Source organism: Microbacterium croceum (assembly GCF_023091245.1).
GTDB classification, from domain to species: domain Bacteria; phylum Actinomycetota; class Actinomycetes; order Actinomycetales; family Microbacteriaceae; genus Microbacterium; species Microbacterium croceum.
In genome coordinates, this window is the sequence record NZ_JAHWXN010000001.1 from 1,462,562 (window position 1) to 1,475,427 (window position 12,866).

General features: G+C 67.2%; 16 protein-coding genes and 2 tRNA genes. 15 read left to right on the forward strand and 3 right to left on the reverse strand.

The features are described 5' to 3' along the window. Window positions 1-68: 68 nt before the first annotated feature. Complete coding sequence (locus tag KZC51_RS06935) at window positions 69-731, reverse strand: GntR family transcriptional regulator (RefSeq protein ID WP_247629273.1); 663 nt, start codon at window positions 729-731, stop codon at window positions 69-71. A 111-nt stretch (window positions 732-842) separates the two neighbouring features. On the opposite strand from KZC51_RS06935, the gene KZC51_RS06940 reads away from it, so the two are divergent. The 13 genes from KZC51_RS06940 to KZC51_RS07000 all read left to right on the forward strand — a co-directional run bounded on the left by KZC51_RS06940 (window position 843) and on the right by KZC51_RS07000 (window position 9,634). After that, complete coding sequence (locus tag KZC51_RS06940) at window positions 843-1,337, forward strand: FBP domain-containing protein (protein ID WP_247629274.1); 495 nt, start codon at window positions 843-845, stop codon at window positions 1,335-1,337. A gap of 44 nt (window positions 1,338-1,381) precedes the next feature. Continuing rightward, on the forward strand, window positions 1,382-2,179 hold the full coding sequence (locus tag KZC51_RS06945) for an enoyl-CoA hydratase/isomerase family protein (RefSeq protein WP_247629275.1): 798 nt from the start codon (window positions 1,382-1,384) through the stop codon (window positions 2,177-2,179). A gap of 84 nt (window positions 2,180-2,263) precedes the next feature. Beyond that, a complete protein-coding gene (locus KZC51_RS06950; protein ID WP_247629276.1) occupies window positions 2,264-3,259 on the forward strand; it encodes a hypothetical protein in 996 nt (331 codons plus the stop codon). Beyond that, window positions 3,256-4,050: an inositol monophosphatase family protein gene (locus KZC51_RS06955; RefSeq protein WP_247629277.1), complete on the forward strand. Its 795-nt coding sequence runs from the start codon at window positions 3,256-3,258 to the stop codon at window positions 4,048-4,050. The genes KZC51_RS06950 and KZC51_RS06955 overlap by 4 nt, the downstream gene beginning before the upstream one ends. A gap of 241 nt (window positions 4,051-4,291) precedes the next feature. Beyond that, window positions 4,292-5,371 carry a M23 family metallopeptidase gene (locus KZC51_RS06960; protein WP_247629278.1) on the forward strand — a complete coding sequence of 360 codons (1,080 nt, stop codon included), beginning with the start codon at window positions 4,292-4,294 and terminating at the stop codon, window positions 5,369-5,371. Window positions 5,372-5,438: 67 nt separating this feature from the next. Then, window positions 5,439-5,510, forward strand: a tRNA-Thr gene (locus KZC51_RS06965). Between the two features lie 34 nt (window positions 5,511-5,544). After that, window positions 5,545-5,618: transfer RNA gene (locus tag KZC51_RS06970), tRNA-Met, on the forward strand. A 767-nt stretch (window positions 5,619-6,385) separates the two neighbouring features. Next, complete coding sequence (locus KZC51_RS06975) at window positions 6,386-6,862, forward strand: hypothetical protein (protein ID WP_247629279.1); 477 nt, start codon at window positions 6,386-6,388, stop codon at window positions 6,860-6,862. A 469-nt stretch (window positions 6,863-7,331) separates the two neighbouring features. Further along, window positions 7,332-7,862, forward strand: coding sequence for an Asp23/Gls24 family envelope stress response protein (locus KZC51_RS06980; protein ID WP_247629280.1), 531 nt, complete (start codon window positions 7,332-7,334; stop codon window positions 7,860-7,862). Next, window positions 7,859-8,047 (forward strand): DUF2273 domain-containing protein, encoded by a 189-nt coding sequence (locus KZC51_RS06985; RefSeq protein ID WP_141872954.1) that lies wholly within the window; start codon window positions 7,859-7,861, stop codon window positions 8,045-8,047. Before KZC51_RS06980 ends, KZC51_RS06985 begins: the two co-directional genes overlap by 4 nt. Continuing rightward, window positions 8,047-8,442, forward strand: a complete 396-nt coding sequence (locus KZC51_RS06990) for an Asp23/Gls24 family envelope stress response protein (protein ID WP_247629281.1) — start codon at window positions 8,047-8,049, stop codon at window positions 8,440-8,442. Before KZC51_RS06985 ends, KZC51_RS06990 begins: the two co-directional genes overlap by 1 nt. Beyond that, window positions 8,439-9,023 carry a DUF6286 domain-containing protein gene (locus KZC51_RS06995; RefSeq protein WP_247629282.1) on the forward strand — a complete coding sequence of 195 codons (585 nt, stop codon included), beginning with the start codon at window positions 8,439-8,441 and terminating at the stop codon, window positions 9,021-9,023. The genes KZC51_RS06990 and KZC51_RS06995 overlap by 4 nt, the downstream gene beginning before the upstream one ends. Beyond that, entirely contained in the window at window positions 9,020-9,634 is a 615-nt protein-coding gene (locus KZC51_RS07000; protein WP_247629283.1) for a hypothetical protein, read from the forward strand. Before KZC51_RS06995 ends, KZC51_RS07000 begins: the two co-directional genes overlap by 4 nt. A 62-nt stretch (window positions 9,635-9,696) precedes the next feature. Here the strand turns inward: KZC51_RS07000 and KZC51_RS07005 are convergent, their stop codons facing one another. Together KZC51_RS07005 and KZC51_RS07010 are read right to left on the reverse strand one after the other, a co-directional pair. Continuing rightward, window positions 9,697-11,379 carry an MDR family MFS transporter gene (locus KZC51_RS07005; RefSeq protein ID WP_247629284.1) on the reverse strand — a complete coding sequence of 561 codons (1,683 nt, stop codon included), beginning with the start codon at window positions 11,377-11,379 and terminating at the stop codon, window positions 9,697-9,699. After that, the gene (locus KZC51_RS07010) at window positions 11,380-11,991 is read right to left on the reverse strand and encodes a TetR/AcrR family transcriptional regulator (RefSeq protein WP_247629285.1); all 612 of its coding nucleotides are present in this window, start codon (window positions 11,989-11,991) and stop codon (window positions 11,380-11,382) included. Window positions 11,992-12,168: 177 nt separating this feature from the next. Between KZC51_RS07010 and KZC51_RS07015 the strand changes: the two genes are divergently transcribed. Further along, window positions 12,169-12,591 (forward strand): Asp23/Gls24 family envelope stress response protein, encoded by a 423-nt coding sequence (locus tag KZC51_RS07015; RefSeq protein WP_247629286.1) that lies wholly within the window; start codon window positions 12,169-12,171, stop codon window positions 12,589-12,591. Between the two features lie 101 nt (window positions 12,592-12,692). Beyond that, window positions 12,693-12,866 carry a CsbD family protein gene (locus KZC51_RS07020; protein ID WP_247629287.1) on the forward strand — a complete coding sequence of 58 codons (174 nt, stop codon included), beginning with the start codon at window positions 12,693-12,695 and terminating at the stop codon, window positions 12,864-12,866.

Genomic DNA, 12,866 nt, shown 5'->3' on the forward strand with positions numbered 1-12,866 from the left:
ATAGTATTGCGACTGTAGCGGGATGGACGATCCGATCGCAAGATCCCGGGGCCGGGACCGCGCGGGGATCACGGGTCGAGCAGGCGTCCCGCCGAGGCCTCGATGTGCTCGCGCATCCGCTCGGTCGCCGACTCGGCATCCCGTGCGCGGATCGCGTCGAGGATCGCGCGATGCTCCGGAGCGGCCCACTTGGCGCCCGTGCGTCCGAGCTTCGAGAACAGGCGGAAGCGCTGGATCTGACCGGCGAGCGTCGTGTACGCGTTCTCGAGGAACGGGTTGCCCGCGTGCGCGGCGATCAGACGGTGGAACTTGTCGTCCGAGCGCCAGTAGATGCGGAAGCCCTCGGTCTCGCGGTCGGCGTGATCGATCGTGGACTCGAAGTCGCGGACGGTCTCTTCCAGCGCATCCACGAACGCGTCGGTGGCCCGAGCAGTGGCGGCGGCGGCGAGGTGAGGCTCGAGCAGGAGGCGTGCATCGCGCAGCTGGCGCACCTCTGTGAGGCTCATCATCGGAGCGACGCGGTAACCGCGCAGCGCCTCGCGGTGCACGAGCCCGGTGTGCTCCAGGCGGGCCAGGGCCTCGCGCAGGGGAGTGGGGCTGACGTTGAGCTCGCGCGACAGGGCGCCGATGTTCAGGGGCTCTCCTGCGCCGCGGATGCCGTCCATGAACTGGCTGAGCAGTACTTCGTACATCTGGTCTGCGACGGGCGTGCGGGATCCGCTCTCTGCCACCATTGCCTCCTCCGGCCGCGAAGGGCCTCGACCCATTCTTACCGGTAACCGGCCGATGCGCCCGCAAGCGCGGCTGGCGCGTGTGGTGCCCTGGCTTCATAGACTGGTCGGATGCGAGCGCTCACCGAGACCGAAGTGCGGGCTTCGTTCGTCAACGCGGACCCTGATGAGCTGCGTGTCATGGAGATGCCGCACGACTTCCTCCTCGTCGACTGGGACTACCTCGACTTCTTCGCCTGGCGCGATCCCGGCGCAGGTGCTCGGGGCTACGTGCTGATCCAGCAGCAGGACCGCATCGCAGGCGTCGTGCTGCATGCCTCGGGTCCAGGGCGTGCACGATCGGGCATGTGCAACATCTGCCACACGATGCAGCCGGGCAATCAGGTCGCGCTGTTCTCCGCACGTCGAGCGGGCGAGGCGGGGCGACGCGGCGACTCGGTCGGCACCTACCTCTGCGCCGACCTGTCCTGCCACGAGAGCGTGCGGCTGGCACATCCGCTCGCCCCCAACGAGGTCAGGGCACCCGGGCAGATCGACTTCCGCCTCGACGGCACCCGCCGACGCATGGAGGCCTTCGTCTCCCGGGTCTGGGAGGCGCAGGACTGATCGCGATTACGCTGGAGGCAACGTCCGTGCTCGAAGGAGATGCCATGAGCGATGCGATTCTGCTGTCGGTCGACGAAGGGCTGGCTCGGCTCACGCTGAACCGGCCCGCGCGACTCAACGCGTTCAATGCCGACCTGGCTCACGCCTGGCGGGACGCGACCGCAGAGGCGACCTCGCGGGCTGAGGTGAAGGCGATCCTGATCGATGCGTCAGGTCCGGCGTTCTGCGCCGGTGGCGACGTGATCGACATGGCGACCACGATGGGGTCCGGCGCGGAGATCACCGCTCTCGCCGAGGTGATCAACACCGGGATCCGCTCGCTCACGGAGTCGTCCGTGCCCGTCGTCGCCGCCGCGCACGGCACGACCGCGGGCGGGGGGCTCGGCATCCTGCTCTCCAGCGACTACGCCGTCGTCGGATCTCGTTCCCGCCTCGGCAGCCTGTACGCGAACATCGGTCTGACACCCGATCTCTCGGTCTCGGCGCAGTTGTCGCGCGCGATCGGGCAGCGACGGGCACTGCAGCTGGTGCTGCAGGATCGGCTGCTCAGCGCGCAGGAGGCGCAGGACTGGGGCCTGGTCGCAGAAGCGGTGGCCGGGGAGGATGCCGCGTCCGAAGCGGCTCTCGTCCGCGCCAGAGGTGAGGAGATCGCCCGCTTCTGGCTCGCGGGAGCAGCCGACGCGTACGGGCAGGCCAAGCGCCTCGTGCGCTCGCAGCCCGAGCGCACCTTCGCGGAACAGCTCAGCGAGGAGGCCCGCTCGATCGGCGCCGCGATGCAGACCGCCGACGCGCAGGCCCGCATCACGGCGTTCGCGGCGGCCTCGGCCAAGAAGTCCGGCTGACTCTTCCTGCACCGGTCGTTCCGCATCGGGAGAAGTCCACCGCCGGGGACGATCTCCCCGGCATCGGACCGGCAGCGTGGCAGGATGAAGGCACCGCCGCTCTACGAGAGGATCGCCATGTCGAAGCCGGAGACCGCGCACACGGGGAAGACGAACACATCTCTGCTCATCAGGGGTGCCATCTGGATCGCCATCGGCGCCTTGATCGCGGCAGCGCTCGTGTGCGTCGTGTGGGTGCTGATCGGGGACCAGGACGGCCTGATCGGCCGTGCCTTCCTCACGATCCTGCTGCTGGCGGGGTTCGCCGGCATCGCGATCCTGGAGGCCGGGCTCGCGCCGAACCGTCCGGATTGGCTGGCGCTGACCAGCATGGTGACGTGGATCGTCGCTCTGCTCGTCGGTGCGGTGAAGATCTGGCTCCCGGAGGAGGGCTACTACTTCGGAGGAGCTGAGCGTTTCTTCCAGCTGCTCCTGGTGGTGGGAATCCTGCAGCTCGCGCTCCTGCATGTGCGGCTGTTCACCCCGGCGGCCCAGCGTCACGTCACGACGTTCACGAAGATCATCTTCATCGTGACCGTGGTGTTCCTCGGCGCGCTCGTCGCGCTGCTCGTCTTCTTCCTCACCTTCCCGCAGACCTTCGACTACAGCGAGCTGTACTGGCGCATCGTGGTCGCGCTGACGATCCTCGCGGCCGTCGGCACGACGCTGATCCCACTGCTCAACGCGCTGTTCGCTCCGAAGAAGCCGAGCGTCGCGGCACCCGCCGCGGCAGCACCGTCGTGGCCGACATATGCCGACGGCATCACGCCCCTGCCGGCGCTTCCCGACGGATCCCCCGACTGGAACGCGTACTACACCGGATATCCCACGGTCGTCCCGCAGGCGCCTCAGGCGATCGCGAGCACCCCCACTACCGGATTCCCGGTCGCGCAGGAGCCGGTCGCCCCGGCCTCCGACGGCGGCCACCTCGGCATTCCGGCACCGCCGATCCCGCCCGCACCGGATTCCCCCGCGGCTCCGCAGCCTCCGCAGACAGCCTTCCCGCCCGCCCCGCCCGCCCCTCCGCTTCCTCCGCTGTGAGTCTCGAAATCGAGCTCGGAGAACTCGCCGCGGAGATCGCACGGGAGGCCGGAGCACTCGCCACACAGCGCCGGACGGAGGGCGTACAGCTCGCGGCCACCAAGTCGACGCTCGCCGACATCGTCACCGACGCGGATCGCGAGGTCGAGAACCTGATCCGAGAGCGGCTGCGCTCCGTGCGTCCGGATGATGGCTTTCTCGGTGAGGAGTCCGATGCCGAAGTGGGCGCGAGTGGCATCACCTGGGTGGTCGACCCGATCGACGGCACCGTGAACTATGCGTACGGCATCCCCGCGTACAACGTGAGCATCGCCGCGGTGCGGGGGGCTCCGCTTCCGGAGTCGTGGGAGGCGTTGGCTGGTGCGGTGTTCGCGCCGGTGTTCGGCGAACTCTTCACCGCGGTGCGGGGCGAAGGGGCGTGGCTCGACGGCCAGCGGCTCCGCGTGACCTCCAAGACTCCCGCCGGCGCATTGCTCGCCACTGGATTCGGATACGACCCGTCGACGCACGACGGTGACCTCGCCCTGGTGCGGCGCGTGATGCCCATGGCCCGGGATCTGCGCCGGATGGGCTCAGCCGCGCTCGACCTCGCCTATGTCGCGGCCGGTCGCTTGGACGGGTACTTCGAACGCGGCCTCAAGCCGTGGGACTTCGCGGCCGGCGCCCTGCTGGTCACAGAGGCGGGGGGAGTGGTCTCACGCAGAGACGTCGATTCTCCCCGCCCGATGCTGATCGCCGGCGGAGCCGCTGTGCACCAGCAGCTGACGGCGATCGTGGAGAACGAACAGTGAACGGCACATGGCTTTCCCAGCCTCGGCAGGGTAGGGTTTATGCGATCGTTACTTTCATCCCCGAATGATGAGAGCTGAGCAAGCGCCCCCGAGCTTCCCGCACGACCCGAGAGAATCGCTTTTGCCCTTCGAGAACTCCCCGGCTGATGCCGCGCCCACGCGTCGCTCCAGCCGACTCCGCACAGCGGCCTTCGAGGCCCCCGCGGCGGGTACGACGGACTCTGCCTCCATTGACTCCGCCGTGGCCCGCGCCACCGCGACCCCGCTGTCGCGCCGCGCTGTCCGCGCGCGGATGACCGCCGAGACTCCCGTCGCAGACACAGCCGATGAGGCCGTCAGCATCCCGACTCCGGCCGAGCTGCTGGACGAGAGTGTCGAGACGCCGTCGATTCCTTTCGTCGCAGCCCCCGCTGCCGCGGCGGAGGCCGATGCGCACGCCGACGCGTTCGAGCTCGCCTCCCGCGCGTTCCGCGCCGTGACCGGTCCGGTCGCCCTGCAGCAGACCTCCGCGCCGAACGGATCCGACGACGAGGGCACGGAGAGCGTCGCCGCTCCCGACGCGCACGTCGCACCGCGCCGTCCGCGCAACGCCCGCAAGTTCCTCGCCCTTGGTGCCACGGTCGGTGTCATGAGCCTCGCCGGTCTCCTCGCCGTCTCGATGACGCTCCCCGCGGAGGCTGTCGCCGCGGCGCAAGGCACCTCGGTCGCCTCCACCTCACTGGTCGCCGGCTCCGCCGCGGCGAAGGGCGCAGCAGGCGACGATGAGATCCAGGCGTTCATCGCCTCCTCCGACGTGCAGAGCGAGTCGCTCGCCCGTGACGACGACTTCAGCACGATCTCCCTCGTCGATGTCGCTGCAGAACAGGGCATCAACTACTCCAGCGAGATCTTCACCAACGACCCCGACGCCGCGATCCAGTGGCCCTTCATGGTCGGTGTGGGGATGAGTTACGGCTACGGCATGCGCAGCGGACGCCTGCACGAGGGCATCGACTTCGTGCCCGGCGACGGCGCGCCCGTCCAGGCCATCGCCGACGGAACCGTGCGCATCGCGACCGAGCAGGGCGGCGCCTACGGGGTGACGGTCTACATCGATCACGTGATCGACGGATCTGTCATCACGAGCCACTACTCGCACATGCAGTACGGCTCGCTGCGGGTCAAGGCCGGAGACAAGGTCACGGTCGGTACCGTCGTCGGCAAGACCGGAAACACCGGACGCTCCTACGGCGCCCACATGCACTTCGAGCTCATCGTCAACGGAACGACCATCGATCCGCTGCCGTGGTTGCGCGAGAATGCGGGTCGGTACTCGTACTGACGGCTCGATTTCATGAGGACGCCACAGTGATGGTATTCTCGTACGGTTGCCCCGCGAGGGGCAGCACGCCCCGATAGCTCAGTGGCAGAGCACTTCCATGGTAAGGAAGGGGTCGTCAGTTCAATCCTGACTCGGGGCTCGCAGCATTCTTCTCACGCGGACGGATGCCTCGCGGCAGGGTAGCTCAGCTGGTTAGAGCGCACGACTCATAATCGTGAGGTCGCGGGTTCAAGCCCCGCTCCTGCTACAGACTCAGACCCCCGGTTTTCCGGGGGTTTTGTCGTATCCAGGGCGATGGGCGGAGCGGCCGGGGGAGTGGTGTGCAGGCCTTGTGCTGGACGCGGCTCGAGGCAGCTGACCGCTGGCCGTTGTCGGTGCCTGCGCGTTACGCTTGAGGTACGGCGGGCAGTAGCCCTCGGAGCCTGGCAGTCTTCCGGACGGTATGACGAGCCAGGCTCACGTGTGTCTACAGCCGGGTGACCCGGGACGCGACGATCCTCTCGACGCGGCGGATCCAGTCCAAACCGTTCGAGTAGCTGCGAGCGACAGCGTCGCTCACCAGATCAAGGCGACCGCGTCGCAGTCGCGGGGCTGGAGGGGCGCATCTGCGTGTTGTCGCAGGGCGCAAACGCCCCTTGCCCTCGACTTCGTGTGGAGTTGATGGGATTGTTGGCTGTATGAAGGCGAATGCGAGCAGGGTCGAGCGCCGGTACGCCATCATCGGCTTGATGTTCTTCGTCATCGGGGTTCCTCTAGGGGTGCTGGCGATCTTCCTCTTCCAATAGACGGAGTGGTTCCACGAGGCGCGCGCCAGGGTGCCCGTGCGAAGTCCCCGGAGGAGCGTGCAGCCCGCCGTGCCGCCGGTCGCTCGTCCGGCCACGCCATGAGTTGCACCTGCGAGGCATCCAGGCCGCTGCCGACGTCGGCACGTGTGTTTGCCTCCATCCACGCGCGGAGCTCTTCTCTCGGCTGCCGCCGTGTCAGGTTCGCGGTCGCGGTGCTAGCGTCGCTCCCATGCGCAGAAGCTCGCCCCGGTCATCCGCACTGGCAGCGCTCATCGGACTTCTCGTCGCGAGCACGCTCACCGGCTGCGCGGGCTTCTTCGATGTGTACCCCAACGCCGAGGAGCCGGCAGATCTCGTCGGCACCTGGGAGCACGGTGACGGGCGATTGGCCCTGCACGAAGACGGCACCTTCGAGATGACAGACATGCCGGAGTGGGTCACGACCGGTGACTCGAGTCTCTCCGAATCCGATGCGACAGTGGCTTGCTCCGGTACGTGGGAGCTCTCGGTCGAGACCCAGAACTTCTGGCTGGTCAGCGCCGATACGGGCTGCGGGGGTGGTGGCTTCGCTACTGGTCGATCGGGCGAGATGACGATCGCCTTCGGGATAGACAGCGGCTCCGGCGATCCGCGCTGCTGGGAACTTGTGCGGGAGGGCTCGGAACTCGCACCGCGCGGCTACGACGAATGCCTGCAGTACAACTAGGGTCGCGCTCGATGTTCTCGAGAGTGTCGAGGCGATTGTTGCCGGGCCGGTCGGGGATTGCGAGCGTCGGATGGTCGAGGACTTCGACGAAACCCGCTCGATCGCCTCGGGGCGAGACATCCGTACTGTCCGCCGTCGAACCGATGAAGACGATGGGGCTGTGCGCGATGAACGCACGGCAGTGTGCATCGGGGCGCGTCAGCCCATTTCGGACGGCGATGTCGTCTTGCGGTGGCGTCTTGTAGAGCGACAGAAGCTCCTGGAGGCTGGGCACGAGTCTCATCGGATCGCCTGCACGCTCGGCCTCCCTCGTGATCTCGTGCGCGGGGCCGAGCATGCGCAGCCACGTCAGCGACAACTGATTTGTGACGAATCCGCCGCTTCGACCGTCTTACTGATGAGCGACCACCTCGCTCCTGACCGAAGCCCACAGGGATGCGGTCGGACACACATCGAGACAGGACTCGTCATGGCAAACCAGGACCAGAACACCCCCACCACTCCCGCGGAGTCGGAGCTCGCTCAGGCCACGCCGAAGACGGCCGCGCCGAAGTCCACTGCGGCATCGCGCGTCGACCGCTCGAGCACGTTCTCCACGTCGCGGGTCCCCGCAGATGAGAACGCCGCCGGGAAGACGGTCATCGCCGACGGCGTGGTCGCCAAGATCGCCGGTATCGCCGCCCGTGAGGTTCCGGGCGTGTACGCGCTCGGCGGTGGCGGAGCACGCGCCTTTGGTGCGATCCGCGACGTCATCAACGCGACCGACCTCGCGCAGGGTGTCAAGGTCGAGGTCGGCGAGACCCAGGCCGCGGCTGACCTGACCATCGTGGTCGAGTACCCGGCTCCCGTGCAGGAAGTCGCCGGCAACGTGCGCGCCGCGGTCGCCGGTGCCATCAGCCGTCTGGTCGGACTCGAGGTCGTCGAGGTCAACGTCGAGGTCAACGACGTGCACGTCCCCGGCGACGACAGCGACACCGAAGAGGAGTCGCGAGTCTCATGAGCCCCACCACGACCGGCGCCCTGATCGGCGCCCTCCTCGCTCTGGCGGCGCTGCTGTTCGGGTTCTGGGGATTCCTCCTCATGGCCCTGTTCGCAGGCATCGGAGCGCTCGTCGGCCGCATCGCCTCGGGCAAGATCGACGTGCGCGGTCTCGCTGATGCCTTCACCGGGCGGCGTACCTCCTGATGCGCGCCGACCAGCACATCATCCCCGGTGGTGGCCCTTCCGGGGTCACCACCGGCGGGGTCACCGTTCCCGGCCGCATCGACGTGAAAGAGCGCGTGTACCGTACGGTCACCGAACAGGCGTCAGCGACGTTGATCGGTGTGCCTCGTGGTGACGTGAAGGTCGATGTCACCGAGCATCCGGCCGGCATCGCCGTCCGCATCGCCACCCCTCTTCCCATACCCGACCTGGACGACACCGCCGCGATCGCGCAGACCGTGCCGGTGCTCGATCAGGCTCGTGAGCTGCAGGAGCAGTTGCAGCAGCGCCTGACGACTCTGCTCGGCAGAGACGTCCATCGGATCAACCTCACCATCACCGGCGCCACGACGCCGGTAAGGAGACGAGTGCTATGAGTACGCCCGTGCTGCGCCGCGTCGTGCGACGCGAGACGCATTCGCCCCGGACCGTTGCGGTGTTCGTCGCCGTCATCGTCCTCATCCTGGCCCTCGCGTACATCGGGCTGGAGATCGTGCTGTACATCGCCGCACAGCCGGCACTCCTGGCGGGTCCCGTCGCCGGCTGGGGATGGCTGGTCGGCCTGCCGACGGCGCAGCCCGCAGGGCTCGTCATCGCCGGCAGTGTCGTGCTGGCCGTGATCGGTCTGATCTTCATCTGGCTGGCGGTCATGCCTGGAAGGCTGTCGAAGCACACCCTCGAGGCCGGAGGTCGCGCTGTCGTCGTCGACAACGGTGTGATCGCGAGTGCGCTCGCCCAGCACCTCTCCGAGGAGATCGGCATCGCGCGCGAGAACATCACCGTCGGCGTCGGTCACCGCAGCGTCGATGTCACGGTGCGGCCCGGCGCGGGCATCGCGCTCGACAAGAGCGACGTGCAGACGGCGGCAGAGGCCGAACTCGGCACCTATCGACTGACACGCCCCGTTCGCACCCGCGTGCGCATCGAGCGCCCGACCGAGAAGGAAGACGAGCTGTGAACAACACGAACCGTGCGCTGAACCGCACCCTGTTGCTGATCATCGGACTGCTGTTCCTCGGTCTGGGCGCGATCGGGATCGCGATCATGACGTGGCCCACCGCCGCAGACGTGTGGAAGGCCGGTGCCAAGGGGGCGCAATCCTGGCTCGACCAGGCGTTCGCGTCGACGCAGATCGCCGGCAGCCAGATCACCTGGATCGCCGTGGGCGGTGTGGCGGCGATCGTCGTGGTCATCATCCTGCTGATCCTCGCGCTCACCAGCGTGGCAGGGCATCGGTCGAAGACGATCTTCCGCTCATCTGGCACGCAGAACCCCCTCGGCCGGGTCACCGTCACCGAGTCGTTCGTGTCGGATGCCGTGAAGAACTCGCTCGACACGCGAGACGAGATCCTCTCGACGCACGTGACGGCGAACGACATCCGCCGGGAGCCGGTGCTGCACGTCGCGGTCACCCCGCGCCAGAACACGGACCCGCGGATGCTCGCCGACCACGTGGATCGCCTGCTCGCCAACCTCGCCACCCTGACCGGTCGTGAGACCGAGACCTACATCTCGATCCACACGGGGCTGCGGGCGCGGCTCGCGCACGATCAGCGCCGCCTGTCCTGAGCCGGATACCGCCTTCGGCGGACGCAGAAAGCCCCGGCCGCATCGGCCGGGGCTTCGTGCGTTCAGCGTGACGTCGGGATGCTCCCGGTGTCGCGCTTCTCACCGTCTGGGGCGGCAGCGCCGACCGGCGCGCTCGCTCCCTGGCCGCGCATCTCGGCTTCCATGCGCTCCGCCTCCTCGCCGCTGATCGCCTCTCCGCGGGCCACGAGTCCCGCCTGATCCGACAGCGGGATCTGCTTGAGGAACAGCGACAGCACGAGTGCGAGCACGATGAACGGCACGAGGTACCAGAACACGGGTGCCAGCGCGTCGGCGTAGGCGGTGACGATGCCCTCGCGCACTTCGTCGGGCAGCGAGCTGAGCGTCGACGGGTCGATCGTGGAGGCGGCCTGCGATGCGGCATCCGGAGAAGCACCGGCATCCGCGAACACGCCGAGCAGGTTCTCGGTCAGGCGCGTGGTGAAGATCGTGCCGAACACCGCAGTGCCGAGAGAGGCACCCACCTCGCGGAAGTAGTTGTTCGTGCTGGTCGCGGTACCGATCTCGTTCGAGGGCACGGCGTTCTGCACGACCAGGACCACGACCTGCATGATCAGGCCGAGACCGGCGCCGAACACGAACAGGAACACACAGATCAGCCAGATCGGTGTCGCCGCCGACAGGGTGGTCATCGAGACCATCGCGATACCCGTGAGGATCGTGCCGACGATCGGGTAGATCTTGTACTTCCCGGTCTTCGAGATCGCGATGCCCGAGAAGATCGACGTGCCGATCAGACCGACCATCATCGGGATCATCAGCAAGCCGGATGCCGCGGCCGAGGTGCCTGACGACATCTGCAGGAACGTCGGCACGAAGCCGATCGCCGCGAACATGCCGATGCCGAGCACGAGGCCGATCGCCGTGGCGTTGATGAAGATCGGGTTGCGGAACAGGCTGAGCGGGATGATCGGGTCCTGCACCCGCGACTCCGTGATCACGAAGGCCGTGGCTGCGACGACGAGGCCGGCGCCCCAGGCCCAGGTGGCGAGCGAACCCCAGCCGAACTCCTTGTCGCCGCCGAAGTCGGTGAAGAAGATGAGACAGGTCGTTGCGATCGAGAGGAAGATCACGCCGAAGATGTCGATCGGCTTCTGGGCCTTCCTGCTCGGCAGCCTCAGGGCGACCAGCGCGATGATGAACGCCGCGATGCCGACCGGGATGTTGATGTAGAAGGCCCACTGCCACGTCAGATGGTCGACGAAGAAGCCGCCCAGTAGAGGACCTGCGACGGCCGAGAGCCCGAAGACGGCGCCGAGCGGGCCCATGTACTTGCCGCGCTCGTTGGCCGGCACGATGTCGGCGATGATCGCCTGCGACAGGATCATGAGCCCGCCGCCGCCCAGACCCTGCAGGGCGCGGAACACCACGAACATCCAGAAGTCGGTCGCGAACGCGCAGCCGATGGACGCGAGCGTGAACAGGGCGATCGCGATCAGGAAGAGGTTGCGTCGCCCCAGCACGTCGCCGAACTTGCCGTAGATGGGCATCACGATCGTGGTGGCGAGCAGATAGGCGGTGGTGATCCACACCTGGTGATCGACGCCGCCGAGCTGGCCGACGATCGTGGGCATGGCCGTCGAGACGATGGTCTGGTCGAGGCTGGAGAGCAGCATGCCCGCGATGAGGGCGCTGAAGATGATCCAGATGCGGCGCTTGGTGAGCAGGAAGGGCGCATCCTTGGTGGCGGTGGCGGTGGCGGACATTCAGCAGTCTCTCTGTGACAGTGTGTAGGCGGAGCGGGCGATGTCGAGGCGTCGAGCCAGCAGGTCCGCGAAGGGCTCGGTGGATTGATGGTGAAGGAGCTGATCCATGCAGAGGCGCACGAGGGCGCCGACGGTGTGGACGATGACCTCGGCGCGGAGATCCGCGTCGGGTCCACTGTCCGGCCGCTGGACGATCAGGCCCATGTCGCGTCGCTCGTTCTTCGCGAGCTGCTCGAAGGCCGCCTTGAGCAGGCGCGGTTCCTGCTCGATCACGGCGAAGAGCGCGGGGGCGTCGTCCAGCGGATTGAAGAGGTCGAAGCGACGGGCCGTGAGCTCGATGAAGTCGTCGAGCAGGTCGCCATCCCGCGAGAGGAATGCTGCTTCGAGCTGCTCCTGCCGGGAGTCGATCACGGCGAATCCGAAGACCGCGTTCTCCTTGCTCTCGAAGTAGTTGAAGAACGTGCGGCGGGAGACTCCGACCGAGGAGCAGAGCTCCTCGATCGTGAAGCCGGCGAAACCGTGTTCCGACGTCAGCGCACGGGCGGTCGTCGTGAGCGCGCGTGATGTCTCGCGCTTGCGCTGCTCGCGCAATGATCCTGCACTGTCATCCATAGAGTGCAATTCTGCACTCTCAATCTAAGAGTGCACTGTGAACGGTCGCGATGAGCCGTCCGAGAAAAAGTTCGAACGAATCTGTGACGAATTCCGTGGTCGACACGTCTTAGGGGTGTCGATCGAAAACGACCCGCACTCCCCACCGGAGGCGGCGCACAGATGAAGGAGAGCAGCATGGCGAACGCGGCAGGCGGCATTCAGGTCCAGGCGACGCAGGGTCCTGCGACCGGGAAGACCACGATCGAAGACGGCGTCGTCGCCAAGATCGCCGGTATCGCCGCCCGCGAGGTACCTGGCGTGTACGCCCTCGGCGGGGGAGCGGCGCGTGTCGTCGGCGCCATCCGAGACGCCCTCAACACCACGGATCTCTCACAGGGCATCACCGTCGAGGTCGGCGAGACCCAGGTCGCGGTCGATGTGACGATCGTCGCCGAGTACCCGGTGGCCCTGCAGAAGGTGGCTGACGATGTGCGGACGGCCATCCACGGTGTGATGGTCGAACTCGTCGGCATGGAGGTCGTCGAGATCAACGTGACCATCAACGACGTGCACATCCCCGCGGATGACGCCGATGATGCAGCGTCATCGCGCATCTGACGCACCCGCGACACGCATTCACGACAACGGACTTCCCGCGGCATCGACGGGGGAGAGTATTCGGAACCGAGATCCGGGGCCGAACGGAGGAAGGAAGAGACATGAGCGCTGAAGACAAGATCAAGGCCGCTGCAGAGAAGATCTCCGGCAAGGCCAAGGAGGTCGTCGGCAACGTCACCAACGACGACAAGCTCGTCGCTGAGGGCAAGGCCGAGCAGACGAAGGGCAACGTCCGTGATGCTGCCGAGAACGTGAAGGACGCGTTCAAGAAGTAA

Coding starts and splice junctions, on each gene's coding strand:
- KZC51_RS06980 (WP_247629280.1), top strand. CDS start 7,332: ATGGCAAACCAGGACCAGAACACCCCCACCACTCCCGCGGAGTCGGAG.
- KZC51_RS07015 (WP_247629286.1), top strand. CDS start 12,169: ATGGCGAACGCGGCAGGCGGCATTCAGGTCCAGGCGACGCAGGGTCCT.
- KZC51_RS07020 (WP_247629287.1), top strand. CDS start 12,693: ATGAGCGCTGAAGACAAGATCAAGGCCGCTGCAGAGAAGATCTCCGGC.
- KZC51_RS06940 (WP_247629274.1), top strand. CDS start 843: ATGCGAGCGCTCACCGAGACCGAAGTGCGGGCTTCGTTCGTCAACGCG.
- KZC51_RS06985 (WP_141872954.1), top strand. CDS start 7,859: ATGAGCCCCACCACGACCGGCGCCCTGATCGGCGCCCTCCTCGCTCTG.
- KZC51_RS06950 (WP_247629276.1), top strand. CDS start 2,264: ATGAAGGCACCGCCGCTCTACGAGAGGATCGCCATGTCGAAGCCGGAG.
- KZC51_RS06995 (WP_247629282.1), top strand. CDS start 8,439: ATGAGTACGCCCGTGCTGCGCCGCGTCGTGCGACGCGAGACGCATTCG.
- KZC51_RS06945 (WP_247629275.1), top strand. CDS start 1,382: ATGAGCGATGCGATTCTGCTGTCGGTCGACGAAGGGCTGGCTCGGCTC.
- KZC51_RS06975 (WP_247629279.1), top strand. CDS start 6,386: ATGCGCAGAAGCTCGCCCCGGTCATCCGCACTGGCAGCGCTCATCGGA.
- KZC51_RS07005 (WP_247629284.1), bottom strand. CDS start 11,379: ATGTCCGCCACCGCCACCGCCACCAAGGATGCGCCCTTCCTGCTCACC.
- KZC51_RS07010 (WP_247629285.1), bottom strand. CDS start 11,991: ATGGATGACAGTGCAGGATCATTGCGCGAGCAGCGCAAGCGCGAGACA.
- KZC51_RS06990 (WP_247629281.1), top strand. CDS start 8,047: ATGCGCGCCGACCAGCACATCATCCCCGGTGGTGGCCCTTCCGGGGTC.